The following is a 26,303-nucleotide window of genomic DNA, read 5'->3' on the forward strand; positions in this document are numbered from 1 at the left end:
GAAGATAAGTATTATGGCATTAAGATCATTTCGGCTATCACTGGTAACCCTCATTATTATTTCATTATTAGGCTGCTGTATGGAAATCGATATTTCCTTACCCAGCTTTCCTAGCATTATGAAGTTCTTCGGTAGTACCGAAGCCCAGGTACAAAGTACATTAAGTCTTAATTTTTTAGCATTCTGTCTTTCTGGGTTGTTATATGGACCATTATCTGAATCTTTAGGGCGGCGTGGTTTAATGATTTTTGGGGCAACTTGTTTCTTAATTGGAGCAGTGGGTTGTGTCTTTTCATTTTCCATATACCAATTAATGTTTTGGCGTTTTATTCAAGGTTTAGGTGCTAGTAGCACGGTAGTGCTCGGCTTTACCATGATATCTGATCGATATAGTGGTGCCGTGGCTGCAAATTATATTGGTAAGATTAACGCCTATGTCACTATTTTTATGGCAGCAGCTCCGATTGTAGGCAGCACGCTCATCAGCTATTTTACTTGGCGAGCTAATTTTACGTTTATTGCAATTATTGCATTGATTTCATGGATTTTTTTGGCATGGCAATTACCGGAAACTAAAAAAGAAAAGCAGCCCTTAAAGCTTTCGACCATATTTAATGACTATCGAACCGTTTGCACGCATAGTAAGTTTTTAATATATGCCAGCATGCCAAATATGTTAGTTACGGCCTATTTAACTTTTGTGGGTAGTGCTTCGTTTTATTATATTAATACGTGTAACTTGTCTTATTTCCAATTTGCGATGCAACAAGGGTTAATCGTATTAATTTTTTCGCTCACCAGTTTTTATGCAGATAAAATAATTAATCAAATTGGCAGTCGAAAAGCGGTCTACTTAGGGATGGTGTGTTGCACCATATCAATAGTACTACTCACTTATTTTGCGTTTAAATATCCAAGTTATCCACGTTTGATTACATTTGCAATGTGCTGGATGGCGTTTGGTTGCGCCTTTCCAATGAGCGTGACCTTTGCAAAATCATTAGAAATTTTACCAGATCTCAAAGGAGTTTGTTCTTCGTTCATTATGTCAACCCGGTTGTTATTTTCTTCTGGGGCCGTAGCGTTAACAGGCGTTTTGTTCGATGGTTCGATGCGTCCTGTTGTTCTAGTTATTGATGGCGTCATCATTTTGGGAATGTGCATGTACATTATAATGGAACGAATGACCATGCAGGATGAAGATCTCTCCAAAGCGACCAGTATAGTCATTTAAATCTCAGATCATATAGCCTGGTTGCTGGCAACCAGGCTATATTTAACCCCTTAAGTGATTAACATCGCATTAATTCACCTTATATAATCACATAATAGAGCATCTGCCTGAATCTTTATTAGTATTAGTTGTCTTAAGCTCTTGTTTCATCTCGACTGTTTTTTGAGATTGCTCCAAAGTGGTACTGACTTCGTTGGTCGTAGTAGTTCTTTATTGCGATTTATTAACCCTGTATGATTGCAAAAAAATTAACAATAGAGTTTTTATGGAATCAGTTTGTGTCTATCTTGGTGCAAGTTTGGGAAATAATAAGTCCTTCGAAGATGCCACGATAAAACTTGCTCATGAACTTGTTAATATGAGACTGACCTTAATCTATGGTGGCTCAAGTTTAGGAATGATGGGCCTTTTGGCAACTACTGTAAAAGAATTAGGCGGTAAAGCAATAGGAGTGACAACCACTCATCTTTTAGATAAAGAAAAACCATTAGAAATCTTAGACCAGCTGCATGTAGTTGATTCAATGCAGCAACGAAAAAAAATGCTTCAAGCGTTGGCCGATGTATTTATAGTCATGCCAGGAGGATTAGGAACTCTAGAAGAGGCAATTGAAACATGGAATGCTATAAAAATAGGCGAGTTCGATAAAAAAATAGGGTTTCTTAATATCGATAATTATTTCGACAAGTTATTAGATTTTATGGATCATTGCAAAGCTAAAGACTTTATGAATGCCCACCATTTGGCAATTCCAATCATTCATAATAATCCTTCTTTATTGCTGGGTAATTTAATTCGACCCGTTGTGGAATTAGATAAAACTTCAACATGATTGCTCGTATCTATTACTTCATTTTCTCTAGAACAAAGTAGTCTGTTTGAATCTTTTTTTATACATCATTTATACTGAGGAACAAGCGCGTTTGTTTTTATTATTGGTTTAATATCTACTATTAATTGTGGTGAAAATAGTTCTAAACTAACTTGATACCGATATTGGGTTTCAAAATTTAATAATGAAATGGGGATCTTAATGTATCAATTTTTGTTAGCACTTTTTCTTTCCCTAAGTTATATCAATTTATCGTATGCTGAAGCCCCTTTGTCAAAACCTTTGGCTCCTGTTTTTGATAATCTGGGTTCGTTTCATTTTGCTGTTTCTACGAAAAATCAATTAGCGCAAAAATTCTTTAATCAAGGCATTGTACTCTTTTATGGTTTTGAATGGGGAGAGTCTGCTCGTTCTTTTAAAGAAGCTATGCGATTGGACCCTCAGTGTGGCATGTGTTATTGGGGATTTGCTTTGGCAACTGGTTCTAAAATTAATGCACCTATGTCGGGTCATGAATATCCGGATGCAAAAAAGGCAATTGAAAAGGCAGTTACGCTCAAACAATTCATGACACCCCGTGAAAACGCTTATATTCTTGCTTTGATAGAACGGTTTAAACACCAACCGCGACAGCAACAAACTGAGTCTTCGGGAACTTTTAGTTGTCATCGTTCAAGCACTAATTTTGATAAATCATCTTCCACTGAAATTGCGGCTTATGCTCAGGCAATGGAAAAAATTGTTGCTGATTATCCTACTGATAATAATGCAAAGGCATTATACGCTTATGCACTTTTTGAAGTGATTGAATGGAAATTTTGGGGAATCGATGGCAAAGAAAATCCCAAAACAGCACTCATAGTTAATGCCTTAAAAAATATACTTGCGAATGAGCCTACGCATATTGGTGCGAATCATTACTTCATCCACGCGATAGAAAGTTCCAAAGAACCACAAAAAGCCATGGATAGTGCAAACAGGTTAACCTTGTTAGTTCCTGGTTCAGAACATCTCGTCCATATGCCGACACATATCTACTTCCTTACTGGAAAATATCATCAAGGAAGTGAGTCTAATCTACAGGCAATTGATGCATTCAATACGTATAATAAAACGTGTAGACAACAAGGATTTACTCCGGAAATTAATTATCTTTATATGCATAATTATGATTTTTTAAGAACTACTGCCACAATGGAGGGGAGACAAAAATTAGCACTCTGGGCAGCACGTACCATGCTTGCACCGCCGTTTAGTGACTGGTTAAAAAATGAAGCTTCTCTGCAGTGGTTTATTCCCATTCCTTACTATGTTGAGGCGCGTTTTGCTTTATGGGATGACCTGCTTAAAGAGCCTAAACCGGCTAAAGAGTATCAATATGCTGAGGGGATGTGGCATTACGCTCAAGGCATGGCTTTATCCCATACCCGTCAAATAAAACGTGCACAAAAGGAATTAACGGAATTAAGAACCATTATTGAACAAGGTCCTATTAATAAAAATTTAGGAAAGAATGGTGTGTCGCTTTTAAAAATTGCTGAGGCTGTTTTAAGTGCTCATTTAGCCGATCTGCAGGGTAATGAGGAAGAAACCATCAATCAATTGAAGATCGCATTAAAAATTCAGCACAATATGGGTTATCATGAACCACCAGATTGGTATGTTCCGGTTAAAGAACTGTTAGGTGATGCTTATTTAAAATGGAACCATCCCTTAGAAGCACTCAAGATGTATGAAGCTGATTTAAAGGACTATCCCAATAATGGTTGGGCCCTTTGGGGATTATCAAACAGCTTTAAAAAAATGGGACGCACAAAAGAGGCAGAACAAGTGGAACAAAAATTTTACCAAGCATGGAATACTGCAGAGGTAAAAACGCCTCCCGCCATATTTTAATTTTGATTATAATTCGTTCCTAAGTTGCTCATTTCTTAGAGGAATTGTGAGTTATGGCCTCGGGAGGCTCTATAATATTTTTGGTGATAGCGCTTACTCGTGTCTTATAATCTTGTGTTACTTTGCCTACAGCACGTTCGTATTTAAACTCAATATCCAGGGCTTCACATAGCTCTGAGATTGCATCCATAACTTTATTATACGCCTGAATCATAAGATCATCGCCTGCCTCATCAAGTTCATTAAAGTGTTGCTCATTGAAACATTGAGAAACTTCAGTAGGTAAATCCGTAAGAAATTTTGAAGCTTCAGCGATTGCTGTATCAAACTCCTGGGAGCCTGGATAAGAGCGCTCAAGATCACTTATTATTACTTTCGCAGATCCTGACAGATTATTTATCTTTCCATTTACTGTTTGTAATAAAGTTTTTTGCTCTTCAGTAATCGCTTCGCTCTGTATAAAAGTTGTATAAATCCCATCATTTAGTTGACTAAGTATTTTTATTGCTGCAGTCAATTTTTGAGGCGACTCACCGACCTTCTCTTTACGTATGTTTTCTAATTGTTGATAATAATCGCGTCCGGCATCCAAAATAAGTTTATTGTCCGTCAACGCCATTAATAAATTTTTATAATCAATATTGGCTTCAAAACCATGTTCTTTTACTTTTTCCAATTGGGCACGATTCGCTCGATATTCTCTTAAATTTTGTTGTACTTGGGGATTATTTATAACAGTGTTGATGTGATCCCATTCATCAACTTGTGTTTGATGAAAACGGGGATTGTAGGTTTTTGATTCACTGGGATAAGCTTTTAATACGTTATCAATCATCATCATCCATTTTTTATGAATTTCAGATAATTTTTCAACCTGTGTGGCACATTGGTTTAATCTGCCAACTAGATTAGAACATCCTTCTACGTTTTGGGGCTCAGTTAAAATAATGCGGTTGATTTCTTCGTTTAAGTTCATCAACCAAGAAGGGTGAGCAACCGCTTGAAGGAATTGTTTATCTTCTTTAGAAATGAGCTGAGCACCTGATTCTCCTAAGGATCCTTGCAACAAGTCAGACCACTTTAAAAAATCCTCACTTTGTTGTATTAGAGAATAAAAATCCTGTGGAAATCCTAGTCTTGTTAATGATGTTGGTGAAGGATCTAAGGAATGACTCTGGATGTTGGCTTTAATTTTTTCCTGAAGTCGACTTAGCTTTTCCGAAGCATCAGTTATGGGTGTCTCTAAATCACCTAATTCCTTAGCTAGTGAATGGCCTAGTGCTATTGTTTGTATTTCATAGAATTGATTAAAACTATTATAAATTTGTTCCTGCTTTAGTTCTTTTAACCGGTTGTCTATAGACGCACTATCCTCAATATTTCTTTTATTCTCTATTTCCCCCGATAAATTATTAGAAAGGAAAGCGTATATGGGGTTTGACAAAACAGACTGTTTTAAGTTGAGTAAATCGTCCATTATTTTAGATTTTGGATCGACAGCTTGTTCTATTTCAATTTGCTTTTGAATTAGAGTGAGCCAATGTACTTTGAGGATGGTGGCAATGAAATCGCGGCTGGACCTTAACGCTGGTAAATCCGAGAAATTATAATGCTCGAACTGCTCACTGCTTGGAATATTCTCGTTCCGATTTGAGTAATAATAAACATCCAATTGTTCACGCAAAAATGCTTCAAGATCGCCCTGATTGTTTACATCCGTCAATATCTGCGCAAGTCGTTCATCGCTAATTTGTCTCAAAATCTCTTCTGAAAATTGTAGTTCTGAAAGAAATGTCGGGGTTGCTTCTATATTAATATCGGGATATTGCTTTTTAAAGTCTCTTTGTAAACCTAAACGGCTCGAATAGACTGATTTAATTGCTCTATCCAGTTCATCTGTATTATCAGACGCAACTGAAATGAATGCAGACATTTGACGGAATTTGGTAAAGGGATTTTCTTGCGAATGTGGGGTAAATGCCATTGCATCTTCAAATGCTGTAACCATTTCTGCATTGTATTGTATTGAATAAGCCTCAATACCTCCTAGGAGTGCAATATCAGCAAATTTGGCAAGTTGTTTGCAGTAAGCGACTAAATCTTCTCGTGACCAAAGGGAGAGATAGTTAATTTTCCATGCCTCAAAGTCTAAATTTTCTTCGGCAATAAGAAAATCGGCTTCCTTGAGTGTTTCTCTGAATCGAGTGTACTCGGAAAAATCCATTGTTAAGCGTATATCTCGATGGTGTGGTGCATCTCTCAACTGTTCCATGGGAGTTAATAAAGGATCCGATCTGGTCCGATACGTGTTACATAAAAATGTAAAGTGCTGCTGAGCAACTCTTGGTGTTACTTTTGCTCTATGTAATATTCCAGTTAAGCGTTCGAGCGTAGAGTTAATGGCCTCTAGCTCTTCTTCGATTTGTTTGATAGGTGCTTGAGTTAAGTCTTCTTCAAAGCGAGGTATTGCCGTATCTAGGAACTTGATTGCATCGAGTTGTACTTCTTGAGCTTTGAATTGAATGTGAGATACACGAAGGGTTTGGTTAATTTCAAGAAGAGTTTCTCTTTTAATCCAAAACTCATCTCTTAACTGATTTTCTCTTTGTTGTTCGGGGATTTTTTCTTCAATCTTTTTGAAAATACTCTTTGCCCTTTCTTCCGCTGTTCTCAATTCAAAAACATGGTTTAATAAATTATTGTAATTTCCCAGATTTGTTTTGGTGTTCTCTTGGATTTTTTTATCTGCAGTGAGGGTCTGTTGAACTAATTGATCCAACTCTTTTTTCAATGCATCAATCTCAGGGCTATTCCTACTCTTTAATTGTAAAAACAGCTTTTGTTCAAAATCAGCAACTTCTTTTAAAAATGGTTCATAGTGCTCATAGAACTCTGCTTTTTTTTCAGCAAATAATTCTTCCTGTTTATCGGAATTGTTGAAGGAAACTAATATCTGATCGATCGCTATTATTTTATTAATTATCGGGTTTACTTTCTCAAGTTGTTCTTTCAACACCTTGTTTTGTACTTCTAATAATTTATTGGCTTCTCGGAGATAGTTTTCACGATTTAATCCTAACGCTTTAAGGTTTTCAGCCTCCTGAGAAAAGTTATCCATATCTTTTTCAAGTTGCAGTAATTGAGCATCTACTTCTGCTTTTAACTGTTTTGCCTCTTGATTTTCCTCACCTAATAGTTCGTTTATTGTGTCACTAATTTTTTCGGTAATTTTAAAAAGATGGTCCGGAATATTTACTCGAGAGCTTCCTTTAGCCGAACGATAAAAACTTTCAAGTTTTGTAATGGCCTTATTTTGTGGTAAGGATTCAAGACTAAGTTCCTTCCATTTGGTTGTTTCTAATAGGCGAATAATTTCTAAATGGCTAAGAATTGTTGAAATGAGTGAGGCGTTTAATTCTGAAAGAAAGTTTGTCTCATCATGAACACCCTCTACGATATTCCCTATTTTAATTTTCTTCTTCCTAGGGATAACTTTTTCGACTTTGTCGGGTTGAGGCGTCATGTTTAGAGGTATTTTTTCCATTTCCTCTAATTGATGAAGTGCATTTAAAAGATTCACATAATCTTGGGTCGTTGGTAGCTCTTTTGGGAATTCTTTGCTGATAATTTCTGCGGCTTCTTGCCATTTTTGGTGTAAGGAATGTGTACGAAATTCGCCTTTTAATTTTTGTTTAATTGAAGTCATCTTTTTCTGTGCAATGGATTGCATCGCACCATATGAATCGCTCTTGCTGTATTCAAAGGATTTTATATCGGTATCAATCTCAATTGCTCTTGCGAACTTAGGACCTATTTGTTTTAAAGCTTCTGTAAAAATAGCTTTTTGTTTGGGGAGACGATCTTTTTCTGGAAGTGATGCAATGGAATTAATATCTAATTCTAATTGGGAAAAGATTTTTCTAAGTTCCTGCCACAAACCATTCGCTTCATCCACCTCTAAATCTGATTTTTGATCTGGCCGTTCAGTGGGTATTAGTGAATTGAGAAAATTATTGGCAGATGAAAAGGGAGAAAATTTTTTGACGAGTCCATTAAATACTATTTCTCCAAACTTAGGTTGTTTGAGTTTATGAAATTGAGTATTTTTTAAGCTACGTAACTCATTGATGAGAAGTCGAACCTCATCAATTATATCGAGTTGCTCTTCCTTCGATTGTGACATATTTTGCAATACCTATAACTGGGTTATTTATAATCATATAGTACAAACATTAAGTGTTTATTAAGATCTATACGTTTAAATAAGCATCGATCTATTATTCCAAGTAAAGGTTTAAGACCAAGCAAACAGTATTAGCATTGCAATAAGGTTTTTGGATGAACCAATTTTAAAAAATCGCTCCCTTTGATTTTTAGGAGTTGATCATGGTTTCCAGCATTAAAGACGAGCCATTCTTGATGCGCAAGACTATCTGCCAGATAGACCTCCATATTATAGAGCTCACCTAAAAGAGGAATCGCGCCCACTTCACATTCTGTAAATTTGTTTTGAAACTCGAACTCTTTAGCAATTTCTGCTCGTTTTGCTCGGGTCTCTTTTTTAAATTGATCTAAATTGAGTCGCGTATTAGCTGGGATAGCAACAAGTACAAATTTACCATCCAATTTAACAACTACAGATTTAGCAAAATGATTTCCTTTAATATGTGCTGCTTGAGCACATTGCGATGCTGTATATGCTCTAGGATGACTGATGGTCTTATAAGGAATATTATGACTGTGCATGTATTTTCTAATTGACTGGCTTAACATGAGGGACTCCCAAGATTGGATATGGTTAATTATAGAACAATTTGTCGGTAATCGGGGTTATATCCTAGGATCTTAACTACCATCAGTTTTAAATTTGTGACACTATATTTAACTTATCCTGCTGGTTTCTTATATGATTTCTGATATTGCTAAGATGACCAGAGGATCGAAAGGTGTGGGCTACAAAACAAGGAATAGTCAATGCGCAATACCGGCCAACAAAATCATAGTCTCTTTGATAATCTGGCTAATGAAATGTTATTAGCCATTCTTAACTCTCAAAATAAAGATAAAAATTATATTCTGAACCCAAAAGATATTTTGTCTATTGCATTAAGCTGCCGACGCTTTAATTGGATAAGCACAAACGCCAATTGCTTTTTTTCTCCTTACAAGTATAAGACTATTCGACAAAAAGCTTCGGATTATCACGAATATAAGGAAAGACGTCTTAATCAATTGAGGGAGATTCAAAGAATACGACATGAAAATAACGGAGCGTTTTATTGGAATAAAACTTTTAGAAATAGAGTAGCCACCGGCTTGGGTTTACTTATAGGAGCTATACTCGCCTTTCAGTTTGATATGGACTATGGACCTTCTTTATTAACTATTTTGGCTTCATCCGTATTGGCTTTAGTTATTAATGATCTTATTTTCACGCATTTAGAGCGTTCCATAAATTCATCGGAAATAAAAAATATTCCTCTTCAGTTTTTTGAAGAGGAAATAGTAGGAGGCCCAACTCCTTGAGTGCGTAATTTGCTTGTATGTGCAAATACTCTTTATCAAATTAAGCGGCATTAGGATTATTATAAATATAAATGCCGCTTTATGAAGGGAGTTAATTGGGTTTTGAAAAAACTATTGCTGCTGTCTTAATATCTGACTCATTTTCTTCAATAACATCCTCATTCTTTCCTGTTAAAGAGGCTATTTTATGCAGAAGCTCTTCAGGTAAAGCACAGAATAAAGAGGTTCTAGTACGAAATGCTTGAGCAAGAGTCCGCGAATTTTTTCGTATTTCTGAGATTCTATTAAACTCAGTTTGTAACGCTTTGGATGTAGGTTCTAAATCTTTCTCAGATAATGCAACTTCTATCTTATATTCCCCAAATTTTTGGTCATCTAGTACTGATTTATTTATAATCTCAGCAGTTAAATCGGCTCCTAATTCAATAAGAGATTTAACCGTTTTAGCTTGTAAAGCATAGATACTATAAGAGGGATCAACCGCACTGCCTCTCGCCCAGGCATCATGAACTGCTTTTTGGGTCACTGCAGCTCGATTGGTGATCATTATATCCAAGCATTTTGTCGTAGGTTTCAAACTTGTTTTCCGCGCATATTCCAAAATATCCTCTATTATCATCCAGTCATAAGTAGCTAATGCTTTTTCTAATAACTCTGGTGTTAAGTCTATTTCTTGTTGGGTAAGGGCTTTAACTTTTGTTCTTCGCTCAAAGAAATTTTTAATTTCTAGTACCTTATCTAATTGTAAGTCTGAATTTACCTCATGTTTCATTTTCATAATTTTAAAACCTTAATATTTAAACGATTAAACTGTTGAACTTTTCTTCAGTTCTTTAGTAAGTTGAATTAATTCACCAATTTCTGAATGAGTCTCGATTTCGCTCAGGATGAAATTAATTCTGGACTTATATTTAACCAATCGATTAAAATAAGTTCAAACTGAATATATTTATATGTCATATCGCGTATTTTTATATCTATATGGATTCAAGCAGTTATATTTTTTGGATTACATGGTTAGTAATTTACGATGGAAGTTTTTGTTGTTAGAGGCAGTGCTTTTTAATAATCTTTATAAGCCATTGCAGCGGTTTGTAATTGTTAAAACGTTTGTGATAAAACATGTTCACTGTAAAGCTCTTTTTTACAAAAGGCAGAGGTTTAATCTCAAAATCGTGCTGTTCATTTAGAAAAATCGCTAAATGTCGCGGTACGATTGCTAGGTAATCCGTGCCGCGAATTACTTCAAGCGCACTAATTAAATTAGATACTGTTACTTTAATATTTCTTTTAAGAGCAGGATCAGTGTATTGTTCATATAATGCATTTTTAATAAATTGGATATCCACATGATCTGCTGTCATCAGCAATTTTTGCGTCAACTGTTTATTGGCAAGCGGATGTGATTTACGCATTGCACAAGCCATTTCTTCTTCAAGTAAAAACTCTTTATTTATAGAGGGGCCGTAGGGTAGAAAATCTGCGCTAATTGCTAGATCCACTGTGGTTCCTAACAATTCATCAAGATTGAAATTCTCCGATACCCAAATAGTTTTTAAAGTAAAATTAGGAGCGTGTTGTGCTAGATAGGCAGATAATTTAGATAAAATGAGCAGCTCTCCATGACTTCCAAGTACTAAATTAAACGTAACTACTTCTGTGCAAGGGTCAAATTCATCTTTTGTAAAAATTTCGTGTGCATTAGTTAAAAAAGTTTTGATCTTGGGGCTCAAAGCTAAGGCTTTGGGCGTAGGTTTAAGCCCATGGGCTTCGCGAACAAATAAAGGATCGTCGAAAATATATCTTAATTGCTTCAAAATCCCACTCATGGCCGCCTGGCTTAGATGAGATTTCTCGGCAGCTTTTGAAACAGAACATTCGTTTAATAACGTATCAAGATATACCAGTAAATTTAAATTTACCTTTTTTAAATCCATGAATTAATAAACCATTCAATACTATATACGTTGTAACTAAAGTATAGTTAATTTTAAATTATCCTTACTTAATTAACTGAACCATCAGAAAAAATAGATTGCCTGTAGTGAACGCGTTGGATAAGTCATTTGTAATAAATCTGTAAAAGAGCGAACCTCAAATAAGTATTGATTAATTTTTAGTCTACAATCAGTCAAAAATAGCTGGAGTATTATTTATGAGTGCAAATCAAGAAGAGCTTAAAAAAGATATTCAACGATTACTTGATTTAAAGAAAAAACAGGAAGAGCTGGGTATTTTAAATCAAAAGGACATGCAAGATAAAATGAGGCTTGAGACGAGGCATAAAGAGTTTTTGCAAATGAGCAGCCAGCAAATGGAAGAAGAATTGAAGAAAAAAGGTATGATGAAAAAAGTTGGAGTTGAGAGTGAGGATTCTAAGCTTATTCTTGAAGACTATAAAAGAAAATACAGCGAGGAAAGCTGGTATAAAGAACCGGAAGAAAAAGATGGAAAAACCACTTTAACTTTTCCTTCTGAGGAAGAAGTAGGTATTTTCTTTGGAGAGCAGGCTAAAGCAAATCGCTCTTTTATTCTTGTTGATCATAAAACAAATATAGTTATCGCTTATTCCAATGGTGATGGTACTTTATACAATGGAAATGGAAGTGTGTATGAAGGTGGAAAATTCCAATCAGCGAATCAAAGTCTTCGCGATTTTATAATGCCTGAAAGAGAGGAACCCTCAATGAGGATGAGCTCCTAAATCAAAAGTTAGAGTGGGATTAAAAGATCGCTGTAATGAATTAAGGATTGTAATACTTGTCATAAAGTGAGGTATAAGTCCCATCTTTTTCTAAACCGATGATCGCTTTATTGATTTCCTCGATTAATGACGTTTTGTCGGGAAGAGCGATAATCCCATAGCCTTCTCCTAAGGGCATGTCTTGCCCTATGAGCTTAATGTCATACAAATTATTGTTTACCAATCGTAACGCAATGATATTATTAAGGACAATTACGTCGATTTTATGCTGTGCTAAATCAGATAAAAGTTCTGACTCTGTATTGTAAGCAACAATCTGATTGTCCTTCTGGTAAGGTGTTTGGACTAAGAGATCATAAAAAGTTATTTTAATTACACCAATTTTTTTATTTCTTATATCAGCTATATCATTGATAGGACTATTCTTAGTAGTAATAAAATGTATTTTGCTGACCGCATAAGGAATGCTGGCGGCATATTGTTTTAGCTCGGAAGATGAATACGGTTTAATTGGAATGAGTACATCAATCTTACTACTATCCAAGAATTCAAATTCATTTTCAAGTGTGATCTCTTGATAGATACATGGTGTTCCAATGCGTTTGCAAATGTTATTCATGAGATCGATAAAAAAGCCAAAGAAATAGGTCCCTTGAGGGGTGTCAACTCTCTCCACAAGGGGAGGGCCTACAATGCTTACGCCCACTTTTATTGGATTGCTTAATGAAAGCGTGCTGATACACAGCATCATGATAAATACTATGGTCGGTATCTTGGGGATTCGAGTTAAGTCCATGTCATTTTGTCGTATTTTTCTTAAAATTTAGAAAGTAATTGATGCTTTGTCAATTTGGGCTGAATGGTTTTATGTCAATGATCTTATTTGTTTTTGACAAACGATTGTGTTAAAAATCAACTACTTGTTTTCATAATAAAAGTTACACTATCTTATTATCTAATAAAGAGATTTTCATGGACGAAAATAACAATAAATCCCTAGCCTTTCATGTTTGGATAGTGTGCGCCCTGGGTTTGTTCATTGATGGTTATGATTTATATATTGCTTCAGTAGCCGAACCGTTTATTAATGCGGTATACCATCCATCCTCCTTCATGATTGGGCTCACTCAGGCTGCAGCACCTTTGGGTGCGGTATTTGGCGCAATCATTGTGGGACGATTGGCAGATATGGTCGGTAGGAAAAGCATGCTCATTATCAATCTTATCTTTTTTGTAGTCATTGCGATTTGTTCCGCATTTGCTTGGAATATAACCTCTCTTTGTGTGTTTCGATTCTTACTTGGTTTTGGGGTCGGTGCGGATTATCCTATCTGTGCAGCCTATTTGGCCGAAATGATCCCGCCACATAAAAATAGCCAATTCATCGCGACGGCGATGTTTATCAATTGTCTTGCTTCACCAGTAGGTGTTATCGTTGCCTGGTTATTATTTAAGCTTCATCCTCAACTGGATGTGTGGCGCTGGATCTTTGCTTCAGGAGCAATTCCTGCCATAGTAGGGTTGTTATTAAGGGCCAAATTACCTGAAAGTTTTTTATGGAAAGTTCATCAACGTTTAAAGCCACGTTCCAAACATACAATTCTTACAAATTACCGATTTATATTTTCTCCACGAATGATAAGGATTTCCGTTTGTCTTTGCCTGTGCTGGTTTTTATTAGATATCTCTTATTACGGCATAGGGTTATTTACTCCCTATGTTTTACAAGCATTTAACTTATCGAGCGAAGCTAATTTTTTAAATGCACAAACCGAAGTACTGAAAAGCACTTTAGTGGTCAATGTTTTTGTTTCGTTAGGGGCTTTTGCAGTCATTTTTTTTGTAAATCACGTGCCTCTGATTAAATTGCAAAAAACGGGATTCTTATTTTCGTTTTTGGGTTTATTAATCCTTAGCATAAGCTATCTATTCCCCAGCAATATTATGATTTTCGCGGGGTTCATCCTCTTCAATTTCTTTATAAATTTTGGCCCTGGAATTTCAACATATCTGCTGCCTGCAAAGCTTTATAATCCTGAATTTAAAGCTACAGGCCATGGCCTTGCGGCCGGGACAGGTAAGTTTGGAGCCTTTATTGGAACCGTATTTTTACCTGTATTTCAAGTTCGATTGGGTATTTATCTGACATTAGCTATCCTGGCCAGTACGCTCCTGCTGGGTTGGTTATTAACAAAATGGTTAGAAGGAGAAGAGGCTAAAATGGCTACTCTATCCGAGCCAATTTCTGAACATACATTGCTAACAACGTCTTAAAAGGGAAATTATGAATTATCAACTGAGTGAAGAACAACACGGTTTTTGGAATGAGCAGGGATTTATAATAGTACGTGATTTCTTATTTATTGAGTTGAAACAACAACTTAAAACCTGGTGTGATGAATTAACATCCTGGCCTGAAACACCAGGAAAATGGATGAAATATTTTGAGCAAAATGCAAAGGGAGAGCGCCAGCTTTGTCGCGTTGAAAATTTTATTGATTATCATCAAGGTATGAATGATGTTGCCAATAGTACACGCACTTTAAACTTAGTCTCCTCATTAATGGGAGAGAAAGCGGCTATTTTCAAAGAAAAAATTAATTATAAATTCCCCGGTGGAGGTGGATTTAAACCGCACCAAGATGCTCCTGCTTTTATTAGTTTTAATCAGCGATATCACATTACCATGATGGTGGCTATAGATGATTGCACTTTAGAAAATGGTTGTTTGCAAGTGGTTAAGGGCGGTGCGAATAAGCCGATAATCCTTCCTCAAGAGGCGGATGGTTCAATTAGTAAAGAGATGGCCGAGACTTTTTCCTGGTCTCCAATCGAATGTAAAACTGGCGACGTTATTTTATTTGATTCCTACTTACCTCATTATTCTGAAGCTAATCGCAGCAATAAACCTCGGCGGGCTCTTTTTATTACCTTTAGCAAATTTGCTGAAGGGGGGATTAAACGAGAAGCTTATTATCAGGATAAAAGAGACAAATTTCCTCCTGACTGTGAACGTGATCCTAATAAAGATTATTCGGCCGGTGCTGCTATTTATAATGTGGCTAATCCTATTACTGCTACTGAAGTCATGTAATGAACACAATGAATCTAATAAACCAAAAAATTGATAGGGCATTTCAGTATTTGTGTTTCGCCGAAGACATGGATTACATAGGAGAGGCTGTTTCGCAATTAGAACATGCCTTACAGTGTGCTTATTTTGCTGAGCAAGCGGGGCATAATCGGGAGGTTATTCTGGCATGCTTATTTCATGATGTGGGGCATTTTATTCCAGATACCAAGCAAAATACGATGGCCGATTTGGGGGTGGTGCATCATGAATGGCTCGGAGCCCAATTGGCATATGCCCTTGGATTTTCTGCAAAAGTTGCTTTGCTCATTGGCCATCATGTGAATGCCAAGCGCTATTTGGCAGCCAAGAAAAAAGATTATTTTACACGATTATCTACGGCAAGTAGGCAAACACTTATCTTTCAAGGTGGCGTAATGTCGGATGAGGAGATGGTTAACTTTGAAAGGAATATGCATTTTAAAGATATATTACGCGTTCGGGTTAATGATGAAAAAGCCAAAAAACTTGATTTTCAGGTCCCTGAGCTCACTTATTATCGCCCCTATTTATATAAGCATTTTGAAGAAACAGGGCGTACTACTGAGCATTTAGTACTACCCGATTTTGTCGATAATGCATGGGTAGAGCAATTTAAAGCGTCGCTTGAAAATGAATGTAATGCAGTAGGCTAATTCCAAGACTGACCATGAGGTCAGTCAGCTTTTCCCACGATATGATTCAATAATTGTGCTTTATGAAAAAATATCGACCTATCAAGAAAAAAAAGATAGAATAATAGTGATCTTTTAAGTCGGTTGCCCGGTTAGTTCAATGGCCAAGAATGAACATGTACACACAAATAACTCAAGAAAAAAGACAACTCTGGATTATTTTACTGATCGTCTTAATCAGTTTTATTGGTTCATCTATTGCTTATCCAATTCTGCCACCTCTGTTTTTACAATCTACTAATCAGTTAATTATCTCTCCCGAATGGACTGAAAACAGCAGGCGTATTTTACTCGGGCTAACCCTTGCAATTTTTCCGCTCGGACAATTCATTGGTTCCCCCATTTTGGGGCGAAGTTCTGATTTGTACGGGCGTAAAAAAATACTGATAATTAGCTTGGCGGGTAGCACGCTGGGTTATCTCTTAACGGTCATATCATTTTGGACAAACTGCTTTTGGCTTTTATTATTCAGCCGCTTTTTAACGGGATTTATGGAGGGTACCTTTGCGGTGGCAAGAGCACTCGCGTCAGAACTAACCACTATTAACAAGTTTGTGAGTTTTGGCAGGATCAACAGCATGGCGGGTATTGGCTACATCATTGGACCAATCGTCGGTGGGTTATTATCCAATTCATACATTGTCCCTTGGTTTTCATGGTCATTCCCTTTTACTTTTGCAGCAATCGCATCAATTACCACACTGGGACTTTCCTGGTGGAAATTGCCGGAACATAAAATTCTGCACCAAGCGGAAAAAGAAAGTATATTGAGCAAACTCAACATTATTAGACAATTCAAATTATTATTTCAAAATCATCCCCACTTAATTCATTTGCTGATTATCAGCACACTGTTTACCTTTGCCGTGGATATCTTTTACGAATTTGGCCCAGTTTATCTAGCCGGAAAATGGGATATGTCTCCGGGGATGATCGCAGCTTATAATGCTGTATTATCAGCCGCACTTGCTTTAGGGGCCGCATGGCTTCCGCAGCATCTTTCAAAACGAATGCCGATTCATAAAATTATTATCTTGGCTATGTTGGCGACTTCTTTGATTTTTGCTGCCATGATTGCTTTTCAATATCCTTCAATCATGTTGCTGTTCTTTGGACTCATTGGATTTAGCATTACGAGTGTCACAACAACCTTGACAATACATATCTCAAATAGGTCTCATACTACCATTCAGGGGGAAGTCATGGGCGCTCAAGTAAGTTTGCGGACATTAGGTGATGCTATTATTTGCTTTACCGGGGGCTTACTGATTGTTGTATCCATTATTTTGCCCATTGTTTTATGTTGTATTACCGCATTGATTGCGAGTATTTTGTGTGTGCTCTATTTAAAACCCACAGCTCATAATTAAAAATTCAGTGTTCTCAAAATTCAAATCGCTGTGGGTTGACCAGTAAAAATGGTGTTTAACGAAGTCTTGGATAATCAGTATATCCTTCTTTTCCACCACCATAATAAGTCCTATTATCAGCCACAGTAAGAGGAGCATTTTCAGTAAACCGTACAGGAAGATCCGGATTTCCAATAAACAAGGAGCCGAAAGATATTGCATCTGCGAGCCCTTGTGAGAGAACCTCTTCAGCTGTTTCTTTAGTGTAGCCCATATTCAAAACGAGAATGCCAGAAAATATTTTTCGTATCTGAGGAGCAAGAGGTTGTATCTCTTTAGGTAGATGGGTAGGCTCCATAAAATGAAGAATTCCCAGTTTTCTTTTTTCCAGTTGCTCTACTACGTATAAATAGGTTTGCTCAGGTGTTGAGTCACTCATACCATTAAAGGGATTCCTCGGCGATAAGCGGACAGAAACGCGTTCAGGTCCCCAAACACTAATGGCCGCATCGGTGACCTCAAGTAAAAATCGCGCTCTATTTTCAAGTGATCCACCATACATATCATCACGATGATTTGAACCATCTTCTAAAAACTGATGGGGTAAATACCCATTGGCACCATGTATTTCTACTCCATCAAATCCTGCCAATTGGGCTGCCTCAGCTGCTTTTCTATACTCTTCAATTGTATTTTTGATTTCATCAAGGAGGAGTGCACGTGGAGTCAGGGTATCTTTAGGCCCTTGCAGAGTAAATGCTTGTCCTTTAAATGAAATCGCAGAGGGGGCAACAGGTAGTTTTCCTCCCTGAAAATCAGGATGAGATACTCTTCCCACATGCCACAATTGAGCAAATATTTGGCCTCCATTTTCATGTACTGCCTGAGTTACTTTTTGCCATCCCTTAATCTGTTCTTCGGTATAAATTCCTGGCGTGAAAATATAACCAATTCCCTCTGGGCTAATTTGTGTTCCTTCCGTAAAGATTAAACCTGCAGAAGCCCTTTGCGCATAATATTCTGCCATAAGATCATTAGGTATTTGGGTAGTGGCTCTAGACCGCGTCATTGGTGCCATAAAGACTCGATTTTTAAATTGAAGATTCAATTTGTTTAGGGGCGATATAAGTTTTAAAGTGTTCATAAAACGATCCTTAAATGTTTCCTTTTATTAAAAGATAGCATGTTTTATCTATGGGATAATCATTTGATTTGGAATTAAACTATTGCAATAATAGAACTATGAAAGTCGATTACGAAAGTATTAAATATTTCAATAAGGTTGCGGAAAAATTAAGTTTTGTGCAGGCGGCCAATGAATTGAATATTCAGAAATCATTACTGAGTAGGCATATTGCTGAGCTTGAAAAACAACTTGGAGTCAGGCTATTTCATCGGACTACACGCAGGGTAGCACTTACAGAGGAAGGTCAGACTTTTTTTCAAGAGATTCGCGATGGGGTTCATATTTTTGATCAGGCCATTGAATCCGTGCAATCAACTCAAAGTACTCCGCATGGGACGGTGAGGATTTCTACACCTGTAGAATTAGGGCTTTATTTGCTTGAGCATGTTATGCCAGGTTTTCTTGAAGCTTATCCGTTAGTTAAAATTGAATGGGATTTTTCTTCTGAGAAAAGAAATTTATTGCAGAATCGACTTGATTTAGTGATTCGTGCGGGTCGTCCACTTGAAGACTCTCTGGTAATTCGAAAGATCGGAAAAGCTTCTTTTAGGGCGTTTGCTTCGCCCGAATTGAAAATTCCTAATCTCGAAAATTGTTCTATTAATATCATTGAACAATTACCTTGGATTTTATTCGAGCCCCATAATAAAAAAGCAGGTAATAAAATTAAAATAAAAAAGGAAGGAAGAGAATTTGAATTTTCACCGAATAAAATAGCATCGTATCAAGTAAATAACATTACTGCAGTAAGAACGCTGATAATGCAAGGTATTGGTATTGGTTTCTTACCTCGTTTAATATTTGAAAATGAAGTTGAGGCTGGCACGATAAAAGAACTTGTTCCAAGAATCGAATTGCAAACTGATACGGAGCTCTTTTTAGTTTTCCCATCTAAAAGCCATATATCGCCTAAAACCAGGGCATTAAGTGAATGGATTCTTTCTCGAATCAAGCTTGATTAAAATGTCCAATCCTAGGCCTCAATGAACTCGACCCGATTTCGTCCTCGCGTTTTTGCACGATACAATGCATCATCAGCAAGATTTAATAGACTGGTTGAATTATTTTCCTTGGGAATGCAAACAGCTACACCAACACTAATCGTTATAAAAGGAGATACATCTGAATCTGGATGGGGGAGCTCCAACTTACAAACGGCTTGTCGTAATGACTCGGCGAATTTGATTGCATCGGCAATTTGAGTATCGGGCAAAATACAGGTAAATTCTTCACCACCATAGCGTGCAAGTAAATCAGTGCTACGGGTAACTCTGTTTTTTAATGCTTGAGCGACATATTTTAAAGCATCATCACCCGCCAGGTGACCAAGACTGTCGTTGTAACGTTTAAAGAAATCAATATCCATCATAATAATTGCTATGGGTTTGGCATACCGCAAGGCACGGCTCCATTCCTGTTGAAGAAAGTCATCGAATCGACGACGATTCGCTATCCCGGTTAATCCATCCAAATATGACATTTCTTGTAGTAAAACTTGGAGCTTCTTTTTTTCAGTAATATCTTCACCTACACCCACAAAATGTTGAATTTCTCCATGAGTATTAAAAACAGGGGCAATGCTCCACGATTGCCAGAGGGTAATGCCATTTTTTCGATGGTAGAGAAGCTCTCCCCTCCAGCACATACCCGATTTAATTGTTTTCCATAAATTAGCTAAGTCATTTCTTGGTGTCATGTTCCCATGAAAAATATCTGTTTTTTGACCGTGCAATTCTTCTCTGGAATAGCCTGTCAATTTGATAATTTGCGGATTGGCGTAAATAATTGTTCTTTGTTTATCAACGATCAGAACTGATGCGGGGCTTTGTTCGATAGCCGCTTGCATTTCACGTAAACGATTTCTCTCCTGCATGGATTGAGTAATATCATGAAATGCGACCACAATCCCGTGGGTATTTTTTTTTAACTTAATTGGCGTTGTAATTAGAGAAACAGGGAAGCAGGTACCATCTTTACGCCAAAAATAATCCTCATCACTCATGTAAGGTTTTTCTGTTTGTATTACTTCCAAATTTTTACAATCTTCGATTGGATAGGGGATGCCACTATGGTAGGAGTAATGAAATAGTTGATGGGCGTTTTGACCAAGCATTTCGGCTTCTTCATAACCTAGGATGTTGCACGCTGCGGCATTCACAAACTCGATCTTAGCTTCTTTATTGATAACTAATAATCCCTCGCCTAGTGCAGATGTAATGTCACGTAAATATTGTTCACTTTGTTCCCCCTGCTTTTTGGCTTGTTGTAAATCACGGGCTATTTTTGCATTTATTTGGAGTGCTTCTTCTAATTCTTGGGTGCGTTTTCTGACTTTATCTTCAAGAATAATAGTATTTTGAAATACTCCAAAATCGGTACGTGGAGCATTCATATCTTGTTCTGCTCTATCAATCAACGCCTTAACAATTTTATTGAGGCGTTCGATTTCCGCCTGCAATTCTTTGTTATTAAGGGTGCTCTTTTCAGGCATCGCGGTTTTCCTGTAATGCACCTATAGCTAGGCCAGTAATGGTTTGATTTATATGAATACCCTTGAATTGTTCTCCATAAGTGCTAAAGCCAACAACGTTATTATTCTGAAAAATCTTTTCTACGTCTTGTTTCAGTCCCTGACGTTGCATCTCCAAATTACGGAGAATGCAATCACAAGCCAGGACCAATTGTGGCTTGCCAATGGATGTTTGAATGTCTTGGAATGTTTGCTCTACATTTTTTATTAGATCAATTCCGTGAGCAGCCATAAACACTAAACCGTTATCGATTGCGCAGTAAAACTTTAAACTGCCATCTGGATTAGCTTTTTGAATCGAGCGCACATAATCAACACCGTTAATGCGTATCACTAAGGGTGTCGCAGAAAACTGCATGGGATCTAGTTTATCCACTTGCGTTTTTACTATGCGAGCATATTCTTCCACTGCCGGATAGCCATTAATTTCATTCACAATACGTTGTTCGGGATCTGCTTGGGTCACGACCATTTTTTCGGTTCCACAAACAAAATGTTGGGCTTTGAATAATTTAAACGGATAGATCGTATTAATCAGGATAAGGGCTACAGAATCAGTGTGGAAAGCACCTTCAGCAAAGACCCATGTTTTCTTAAAACGGAGATCATCGCCGGCGGAACCACCAAAAAGGGCAATTTCTCCTAAGATATCTTGTAATACATTAGTTACTTGTTCTTCGCGTTGAGACAATCCATCCACTAACAAAAAGGCGAAGCTATTTTCAGAATTAGTAGAAGGCGCTCGTGCTTCAAGTCGCTGTAGCAGGTTATTCACAAACACCTGCCCTTTATCGTAATTAATATTTTTTAAATCGCTTAGGTATCCAGCAGCGGCTGTAAATCCATCCGATGCGAAGCTAACCCCTGAAAGAGTATGATCTGTATAACCATGGGGTCCAATTTCACCTGCGGTTGTACATCCAATCACCTTCACATTTGGAAAAAGGGAATTTATTGCATTAGCTATGCCATTAAGATCATAATGACTTGAACAAAAAAATAGAACAAGTTCCATATTAGGCTGACATACTGCGGCATGAAACTCCCTGACTGCGGTATGCGGTTCTTTCGAAGAGGACTGTCCAACACGAATGGATTGCTGAGTGCTCATCTAACCTACTCCATGTTTTAGATGCATGCTTGCAAAACAGGCTCTAAATCTCTTAATTGTTAATTATTCGCAATAACTAAATTAATATAAATATAGCATAGGCCTTTTTCACAATGAAGGTTAATACCAAAGAACTAAGGTCAACCTTAATGATACTAATTTAAGAATACTTTTCTATATCCTGTCTGCCTACGTCCCGCGACTTGTTCGGGGGATCCAGCTAGAAAGCCTACGTTTCGCGAACACGTAGCGGAACGTAGGCTCCAGGAGAATAAGCGGAACTTAGTGTCATTGTGATAACACCTATTTTTCCATATTAATAGATAACGTTTGTAGGGTGGCAGGAGAGAAAATTTTCCAGCCGCTCTAATTGTACGTGCAATGGGCTTCTATATTGGGATTGTTGTCGATAGTATTTGGCTTTGATAAAAAGCCATGTTGAAGCATGCTTGATAAAGGCCATTGTAGTTGCTGATGCTCCATTACTTTACCATTACACGAACTCAAAATAAGTTGTCCATTACGATTAAAAATAGAAAAATTTTTGTCATCCGGTAAATTTTGTATTCTTTCCACAGATAAGGAGGTCATTCTGGGATTGGTGATGAGGGCGGCATACATAGAGTCCATACGGTTTTCTAGCAATTCATTAGACATCGATTCAAAATATTTTTGCGCGCAAAGGGATAATGGGGCTGCGCTGCCTGCAAGAGTTTTTACTAATCCGTACTCTCCTGAGGGTAAAATCCCTTTTTTCAGAAGAAAATCACCTTTATTATCTGCCAAATAGAAACTATTTTGTTCCTTGAAAATATCCAAGGCTCCTAGTTTATAGGCTCCATCTTTACAACCTGTGGGACCTAAAGCATCCGTGACAAGAATAATTTTGTTTTTAATTGTATTTTGTATAAGAGAAATAAATGAATGTGATAAGTGTACTCCATCAACAATGAGCTCCACGCCAGCGGGACAACGATCCGGATTTTCAAGTATCCATTGGACAACGTGACTTTTCGAATCGTTTAAAGTAAGTTCTCGTGTTTCTCGGCTACATGATTCTTGGCAGCCATTACCGAGATGGGTAAATCCGCAGGCACCTGCTGCAACAGCACGCCCAATGACCTCTTTATCACTTGGATTGCAATGCCCAATGAATACTTTTACAAAAATGCCTTCTTGCTCAAGCGCTTTTGTTTGTTTAATAAATTCTTCTGCACCAGGTAAATCGGGGGCAATGGTAATTTTCCATTGTTTTATATTAGGTGCCACGCTAATAATATCTCTAAATTTTTCTAGAGAAATACTGTCTTGGAGCGCATCTTCAGCATGAGCTCCCTTACAACTCTTGGCAATGAAGGGGCCTTCTAGATGCACTCCAACAATTTGAGTGTGTCCTGCGGTAGGGGAAAGGTCTTGTTTCAGAATAAAATCATTAATTTTTATCAGTGATTTTTTTAGGGCGGGAATTGGCATAGATACTAAAGTTGCTAATGCGTAAGAAAGTCCGGTTTTTCCTAGAGCTTTAACGATGCATTCTAATGGTTCGTCACTCATTTCATTGTTTAAGTCAGCGAAATCAATACCACCTTGACCATGAACATGAGCGTCTAACATCCCTGGCATTAAGAAATAGGAGCCTTTAGAATCAATAATTTTTTCCTCTTGCAGAAGCGATAAATCATCCTCTAAATTGAATAATACTTTGACACCCTCATTGGTAACTTGTACATGCTTTAATTCTTTAATCCCTTCATCGTTATAAACATAAATATTTTTAATTAGCATCTAAATACCCTCATAGGGATAAACTCCAGTTAAGGATCTAAAATAATCTAAAATATATCTTTAAGAACTTAACCCCCTCAGGAAATGCCCTAGAGTTCCGCTGCTAAATTAGCTAGAATCGTAAGTCGATAAATCAAGTGTTTTACTATTCATTGGCATCCTGCGCAATCGTAATTGTAACAAAATATAAGAGTGAGATGAATGAATGGTTTGTGTCGCTTTTAGTCAGCCACTCTTTTTTATTCTGAATTCTTGTTTATATCGGATATAACGCCTCGAACTCTCGGAGAAAATATTTATGTTTAGTCGCATTTTTGTTAGGGAAACACCTGAAGGTATGGCAAGTAGGGCTGCTCGAGAAATTCAAAAGAAAATTATAGAAAATAATAAGAAAAATAAACCAACAGTTTTAGGACTCGCAACAGGAAGTACTCCTGAACCTTTATATAAAGAATTAGTTCGTCTGCATAAAGAAGAAAACTTAGATTTTTCATTAGTGATTACATTTAATTTAGATGAGTATTGGGGCTTAGAAGCAAACCATAATCAATCTTATAACTACTACATGCATCATCATTTTTTCAATCATGTGAATATCAAAGAAGAAAATATTCATATGCTTGATGGAACTGTGCCACTTGAGTTAATTGAAGAGCATGCGAAAAAATATGAAGAAATGATTAAAAAGGTTGGTGGCATAGATATTCAAATTTTAGGTGTAGGTTTAAACGGTCATATTGGTTTTAATGAACCACGCTCCCCATTTAATTCGATAACACGATTAATCGAGCTAGATGATAAGACTCGTATAGCGAATCAACGATTTTTTAAAACAATAAACGAGGTTCCGACTCATGCAATAACCATGGGAATTGGAACGATTTTGCAAAACAGCAAAGCCTGTTATTTGCTAGCGACAGGTCCGGCCAAAGCAGATATTATTTCTGCTGTTTATGCTGCCTCTTCACCGAATGAAGAGATTCCTGCAACCGCTTTGTATGCTCATAAAGATGTTACGATAATACTTGATAAAGAAGCAGCATCTAAGTTGCCGGCCTCGCTTCAAACTAGTAAATCATCATTATTATCTGGAAGTATTTATGCTCTTAAAACTCCAGTCGAGCCTCAATTCGTTCCTGTTTCTGAAGCACTTCAGCACAATAGTCTAACCCAGTAAAATAATACCGGTGCTCTATCTTTTGCCGCTTTAAAATGTATTAAATTTTCAAGCGGCAAAAATCGCTTAATCTAACAGAGGATTTTGAATTATCGTAACCTCTGGTGCGGGGGAATGAAACAAATATATAATCAGTACAATGAGAAAAATCACTGTAGAAATATAAAATACAATTTTAGCATTAGCTATGGACCCAGGATCGGTTCCTTTAAATGCAATGTATCCTGAGGCAATCGCTATAACTAAAAAAATAAAAGCTGCGGTTAACATTTTATCGTTCCTTTTTCAGAGTAAAAAGTATTAATTACATTGGTTACAATAGATTTTAAAAGTGGTCATACTTTTTACGTTCTATTCGTTCTAATTATAGATATCTTTGGCAGGGTTAGTATTTGCAGAGGTATTAACAGGTTAGGACCAAGCTCTGGTCCTAACCTACGTTTCGGAATTGGTAATTTTATTAATAACCTACCTGTCAATTTTGAGGAACCATTTGGCTTTTTCTATATGTTCCTTGTGATTGACCAGCCTGATAATTTACCTGTCCTTTTTGATAAGTTCCTTGACTATAATTAAACTGGGTATTTTGCTGGCCTAGCTGATTACTTTGGTAATTAACTTGGGAATGTCTATATCTTTTTTGATAATTGACTTGACCACCTTGATAACCGACCTGGTTCTTTTTATATCCTAAGTGGTGGTTATAATACTTGGTATTACCATATCCAACATAATTATTGTGGTATCCAATATGTCTATTATAGTTTCTATAGCCGGAATAATATCCTATGTTTCCAGTGCTATATCCTAAATTGTTAGAGTAATACCCGACCCCCGAGTAATAGTTAGGTGTATACCTATAAGAAGAAGTATTATAGTAGCGATAAGGACTGCTGTAGTAGCCACTATTCCATCCTACTCCATGATAACCTCTAGTATATCCTGGTGAAACATAGCCAGAAGAATAGGCATAGTTAGTACGGTATCCAGGTGAGTTAACAGACTCCGTTGTAGTACAAGCACCTAGACCCAGCATAGTTGAAGCAATACATACAAAATTGATAGTTTTATTCATTACGACCTCCATGTGATAAATGCAACTTTAGTGTAGTAGCTGATCTTAATTTAATCAAACTGAATTATTATCAAGCATTTATCTTGGTTGGGTC

22 protein-coding genes are annotated in these 26,303 nt (G+C 36.9%); 11 read left to right on the forward strand and 11 right to left on the reverse strand.

The window, feature by feature from the left end:
- Nucleotides 1-13 precede the first annotated feature (13 nt).
- The 3 genes from ACWTEW_RS03510 to ACWTEW_RS03520 all read left to right on the forward strand — a co-directional run bounded on the left by ACWTEW_RS03510 (nucleotide 14) and on the right by ACWTEW_RS03520 (nucleotide 3,962).
- Nucleotides 14-1,234 carry a multidrug effflux MFS transporter gene (locus ACWTEW_RS03510; RefSeq protein WP_454780375.1) on the forward strand — a complete coding sequence of 407 codons (1,221 nt, stop codon included), beginning with the start codon at nucleotides 14-16 and terminating at the stop codon, nucleotides 1,232-1,234.
- 265 nt (nucleotides 1,235-1,499) lie between these two features.
- Nucleotides 1,500-2,066, forward strand: a complete 567-nt coding sequence (locus tag ACWTEW_RS03515; RefSeq protein WP_454780376.1) for an LOG family protein — start codon at nucleotides 1,500-1,502, stop codon at nucleotides 2,064-2,066.
- A 201-nt stretch (nucleotides 2,067-2,267) separates the two neighbouring features.
- Entirely contained in the window at nucleotides 2,268-3,962 is a 1,695-nt protein-coding gene (locus tag ACWTEW_RS03520) for a tetratricopeptide repeat protein (protein ID WP_454780377.1), read from the forward strand.
- A gap of 28 nt (nucleotides 3,963-3,990) precedes the next feature.
- Here the strand turns inward: ACWTEW_RS03520 and ACWTEW_RS03525 are convergent, their stop codons facing one another.
- Both ACWTEW_RS03525 and ACWTEW_RS03530 read right to left on the reverse strand, forming a co-directional pair.
- Nucleotides 3,991-8,145: a GumC domain-containing protein gene (locus ACWTEW_RS03525; RefSeq protein WP_454780378.1), complete on the reverse strand. Its 4,155-nt coding sequence runs from the start codon at nucleotides 8,143-8,145 to the stop codon at nucleotides 3,991-3,993.
- A gap of 131 nt (nucleotides 8,146-8,276) precedes the next feature.
- Nucleotides 8,277-8,735, reverse strand: coding sequence for an aminoacyl-tRNA deacylase (locus ACWTEW_RS03530; RefSeq protein WP_454780379.1), 459 nt, complete (start codon nucleotides 8,733-8,735; stop codon nucleotides 8,277-8,279).
- Nucleotides 8,736-8,936: 201 nt separating this feature from the next.
- On the opposite strand from ACWTEW_RS03530, the gene ACWTEW_RS03535 reads away from it, so the two are divergent.
- Complete coding sequence (locus ACWTEW_RS03535) at nucleotides 8,937-9,488, forward strand: F-box protein (protein ID WP_454780380.1); 552 nt, start codon at nucleotides 8,937-8,939, stop codon at nucleotides 9,486-9,488.
- Between the two features lie 91 nt (nucleotides 9,489-9,579).
- On the opposite strand, the gene ACWTEW_RS03540 is transcribed toward ACWTEW_RS03535, so the two are convergent.
- Together ACWTEW_RS03540 and ACWTEW_RS03545 are read right to left on the reverse strand one after the other, a co-directional pair.
- Nucleotides 9,580-10,266: a hypothetical protein gene (locus ACWTEW_RS03540; RefSeq protein ID WP_454780381.1), complete on the reverse strand. Its 687-nt coding sequence runs from the start codon at nucleotides 10,264-10,266 to the stop codon at nucleotides 9,580-9,582.
- Between the two features lie 268 nt (nucleotides 10,267-10,534).
- Nucleotides 10,535-11,425 carry a LysR family transcriptional regulator gene (locus ACWTEW_RS03545; RefSeq protein WP_454780382.1) on the reverse strand — a complete coding sequence of 297 codons (891 nt, stop codon included), beginning with the start codon at nucleotides 11,423-11,425 and terminating at the stop codon, nucleotides 10,535-10,537.
- 218 nt (nucleotides 11,426-11,643) lie between these two features.
- On the opposite strand from ACWTEW_RS03545, the gene ACWTEW_RS03550 reads away from it, so the two are divergent.
- Nucleotides 11,644-12,192, forward strand: coding sequence for a Dot/Icm T4SS effector CegC4 (locus tag ACWTEW_RS03550; protein ID WP_454780383.1), 549 nt, complete (start codon nucleotides 11,644-11,646; stop codon nucleotides 12,190-12,192).
- A 40-nt stretch (nucleotides 12,193-12,232) separates the two neighbouring features.
- On the opposite strand, the gene ACWTEW_RS03555 is transcribed toward ACWTEW_RS03550, so the two are convergent.
- Nucleotides 12,233-12,988, reverse strand: coding sequence for a transporter substrate-binding domain-containing protein (locus ACWTEW_RS03555; protein ID WP_454780384.1), 756 nt, complete (start codon nucleotides 12,986-12,988; stop codon nucleotides 12,233-12,235).
- A gap of 176 nt (nucleotides 12,989-13,164) precedes the next feature.
- Here ACWTEW_RS03555 and ACWTEW_RS03560 point away from each other — a divergent pair, with 176 nt between their 5' ends.
- The 4 genes from ACWTEW_RS03560 to ACWTEW_RS03575 all read left to right on the forward strand — a co-directional run bounded on the left by ACWTEW_RS03560 (nucleotide 13,165) and on the right by ACWTEW_RS03575 (nucleotide 17,366).
- A complete protein-coding gene (locus ACWTEW_RS03560) occupies nucleotides 13,165-14,466 on the forward strand; it encodes an MFS transporter (protein ID WP_454780385.1) in 1,302 nt (433 codons plus the stop codon).
- A gap of 10 nt (nucleotides 14,467-14,476) precedes the next feature.
- Nucleotides 14,477-15,286 (forward strand): phytanoyl-CoA dioxygenase family protein, encoded by an 810-nt coding sequence (locus ACWTEW_RS03565; RefSeq protein ID WP_454780386.1) that lies wholly within the window; start codon nucleotides 14,477-14,479, stop codon nucleotides 15,284-15,286.
- Between the two features lie 8 nt (nucleotides 15,287-15,294).
- A complete protein-coding gene (locus ACWTEW_RS03570; RefSeq protein ID WP_454780387.1) occupies nucleotides 15,295-15,957 on the forward strand; it encodes an HD domain-containing protein in 663 nt (220 codons plus the stop codon).
- A 155-nt stretch (nucleotides 15,958-16,112) separates the two neighbouring features.
- Nucleotides 16,113-17,366 carry an MFS transporter gene (locus ACWTEW_RS03575; protein WP_454780388.1) on the forward strand — a complete coding sequence of 418 codons (1,254 nt, stop codon included), beginning with the start codon at nucleotides 16,113-16,115 and terminating at the stop codon, nucleotides 17,364-17,366.
- A gap of 55 nt (nucleotides 17,367-17,421) precedes the next feature.
- Here the strand turns inward: ACWTEW_RS03575 and ACWTEW_RS03580 are convergent, their stop codons facing one another.
- Nucleotides 17,422-18,489, reverse strand: a complete 1,068-nt coding sequence (locus ACWTEW_RS03580) for an alkene reductase (RefSeq protein WP_454780389.1) — start codon at nucleotides 18,487-18,489, stop codon at nucleotides 17,422-17,424.
- A gap of 98 nt (nucleotides 18,490-18,587) precedes the next feature.
- On the opposite strand from ACWTEW_RS03580, the gene ACWTEW_RS03585 reads away from it, so the two are divergent.
- Nucleotides 18,588-19,493: a LysR family transcriptional regulator gene (locus ACWTEW_RS03585; protein WP_454780390.1), complete on the forward strand. Its 906-nt coding sequence runs from the start codon at nucleotides 18,588-18,590 to the stop codon at nucleotides 19,491-19,493.
- An 11-nt stretch (nucleotides 19,494-19,504) separates the two neighbouring features.
- Here the strand turns inward: ACWTEW_RS03585 and ACWTEW_RS03590 are convergent, their stop codons facing one another.
- The 3 genes from ACWTEW_RS03590 to ACWTEW_RS03600 all read right to left on the reverse strand — a co-directional run bounded on the left by ACWTEW_RS03590 (nucleotide 19,505) and on the right by ACWTEW_RS03600 (nucleotide 23,957).
- Nucleotides 19,505-21,022, reverse strand: coding sequence for a sensor domain-containing diguanylate cyclase (locus ACWTEW_RS03590; protein ID WP_454780391.1), 1,518 nt, complete (start codon nucleotides 21,020-21,022; stop codon nucleotides 19,505-19,507).
- Entirely contained in the window at nucleotides 21,015-22,172 is a 1,158-nt protein-coding gene (gene nosP, locus ACWTEW_RS03595; RefSeq protein WP_454780392.1) for a nitric oxide-sensing protein NosP, read from the reverse strand. Before nosP ends, ACWTEW_RS03590 begins: the two co-directional genes overlap by 8 nt.
- A 366-nt stretch (nucleotides 22,173-22,538) precedes the next feature.
- Nucleotides 22,539-23,957: an N-acetylglucosamine-6-phosphate deacetylase gene (locus ACWTEW_RS03600; protein WP_454780393.1), complete on the reverse strand. Its 1,419-nt coding sequence runs from the start codon at nucleotides 23,955-23,957 to the stop codon at nucleotides 22,539-22,541.
- A 298-nt stretch (nucleotides 23,958-24,255) separates the two neighbouring features.
- On the opposite strand from ACWTEW_RS03600, the gene nagB reads away from it, so the two are divergent.
- Nucleotides 24,256-25,134 carry a glucosamine-6-phosphate deaminase gene (gene nagB / locus ACWTEW_RS03605; protein WP_454780394.1) on the forward strand — a complete coding sequence of 293 codons (879 nt, stop codon included), beginning with the start codon at nucleotides 24,256-24,258 and terminating at the stop codon, nucleotides 25,132-25,134.
- Between the two features lie 66 nt (nucleotides 25,135-25,200).
- Here the strand turns inward: nagB and ACWTEW_RS03610 are convergent, their stop codons facing one another.
- Together ACWTEW_RS03610 and ACWTEW_RS03615 are read right to left on the reverse strand one after the other, a co-directional pair.
- Entirely contained in the window at nucleotides 25,201-25,404 is a 204-nt protein-coding gene (locus tag ACWTEW_RS03610) for a DUF1328 domain-containing protein (protein WP_454780395.1), read from the reverse strand.
- A 205-nt stretch (nucleotides 25,405-25,609) separates the two neighbouring features.
- Nucleotides 25,610-26,209: a hypothetical protein gene (locus ACWTEW_RS03615; RefSeq protein WP_454780396.1), complete on the reverse strand. Its 600-nt coding sequence runs from the start codon at nucleotides 26,207-26,209 to the stop codon at nucleotides 25,610-25,612.
- Nucleotides 26,210-26,303 lie beyond the last annotated feature (94 nt).

This window comes from Legionella stuttgartensis, from assembly GCF_977063405.2.

Bases quoted from the DNA above. Each gene is read 5' to 3' on its own strand.
- ACWTEW_RS03510 (WP_454780375.1), top strand. From the start codon at position 14: ATGGCATTAAGATCATTTCGGCTATCACTGGTAACCCTCATTATTATT.
- ACWTEW_RS03515 (WP_454780376.1), top strand. From the start codon at position 1,500: ATGGAATCAGTTTGTGTCTATCTTGGTGCAAGTTTGGGAAATAATAAG.
- ACWTEW_RS03520 (WP_454780377.1), top strand. From the start codon at position 2,268: ATGTATCAATTTTTGTTAGCACTTTTTCTTTCCCTAAGTTATATCAAT.
- ACWTEW_RS03525 (WP_454780378.1), bottom strand. From the start codon at position 8,145: ATGTCACAATCGAAGGAAGAGCAACTCGATATAATTGATGAGGTTCGA.
- ACWTEW_RS03530 (WP_454780379.1), bottom strand. From the start codon at position 8,735: ATGTTAAGCCAGTCAATTAGAAAATACATGCACAGTCATAATATTCCT.
- ACWTEW_RS03535 (WP_454780380.1), top strand. From the start codon at position 8,937: ATGCGCAATACCGGCCAACAAAATCATAGTCTCTTTGATAATCTGGCT.
- ACWTEW_RS03540 (WP_454780381.1), bottom strand. From the start codon at position 10,266: ATGAAAATGAAACATGAGGTAAATTCAGACTTACAATTAGATAAGGTA.
- ACWTEW_RS03545 (WP_454780382.1), bottom strand. From the start codon at position 11,425: ATGGATTTAAAAAAGGTAAATTTAAATTTACTGGTATATCTTGATACG.
- ACWTEW_RS03550 (WP_454780383.1), top strand. From the start codon at position 11,644: ATGAGTGCAAATCAAGAAGAGCTTAAAAAAGATATTCAACGATTACTT.
- ACWTEW_RS03555 (WP_454780384.1), bottom strand. From the start codon at position 12,988: ATGGACTTAACTCGAATCCCCAAGATACCGACCATAGTATTTATCATG.
- ACWTEW_RS03560 (WP_454780385.1), top strand. From the start codon at position 13,165: ATGGACGAAAATAACAATAAATCCCTAGCCTTTCATGTTTGGATAGTG.
- ACWTEW_RS03565 (WP_454780386.1), top strand. From the start codon at position 14,477: ATGAATTATCAACTGAGTGAAGAACAACACGGTTTTTGGAATGAGCAG.
- ACWTEW_RS03570 (WP_454780387.1), top strand. From the start codon at position 15,295: ATGAATCTAATAAACCAAAAAATTGATAGGGCATTTCAGTATTTGTGT.
- ACWTEW_RS03575 (WP_454780388.1), top strand. From the start codon at position 16,113: ATGTACACACAAATAACTCAAGAAAAAAGACAACTCTGGATTATTTTA.
- ACWTEW_RS03580 (WP_454780389.1), bottom strand. From the start codon at position 18,489: ATGAACACTTTAAAACTTATATCGCCCCTAAACAAATTGAATCTTCAA.
- ACWTEW_RS03585 (WP_454780390.1), top strand. From the start codon at position 18,588: ATGAAAGTCGATTACGAAAGTATTAAATATTTCAATAAGGTTGCGGAA.
- ACWTEW_RS03590 (WP_454780391.1), bottom strand. From the start codon at position 21,022: ATGCCTGAAAAGAGCACCCTTAATAACAAAGAATTGCAGGCGGAAATC.
- nosP (WP_454780392.1), bottom strand. From the start codon at position 22,172: ATGAGCACTCAGCAATCCATTCGTGTTGGACAGTCCTCTTCGAAAGAA.
- ACWTEW_RS03600 (WP_454780393.1), bottom strand. From the start codon at position 23,957: ATGCTAATTAAAAATATTTATGTTTATAACGATGAAGGGATTAAAGAA.
- nagB (WP_454780394.1), top strand. From the start codon at position 24,256: ATGTTTAGTCGCATTTTTGTTAGGGAAACACCTGAAGGTATGGCAAGT.
- ACWTEW_RS03610 (WP_454780395.1), bottom strand. From the start codon at position 25,404: ATGTTAACCGCAGCTTTTATTTTTTTAGTTATAGCGATTGCCTCAGGA.
- ACWTEW_RS03615 (WP_454780396.1), bottom strand. From the start codon at position 26,209: ATGAATAAAACTATCAATTTTGTATGTATTGCTTCAACTATGCTGGGT.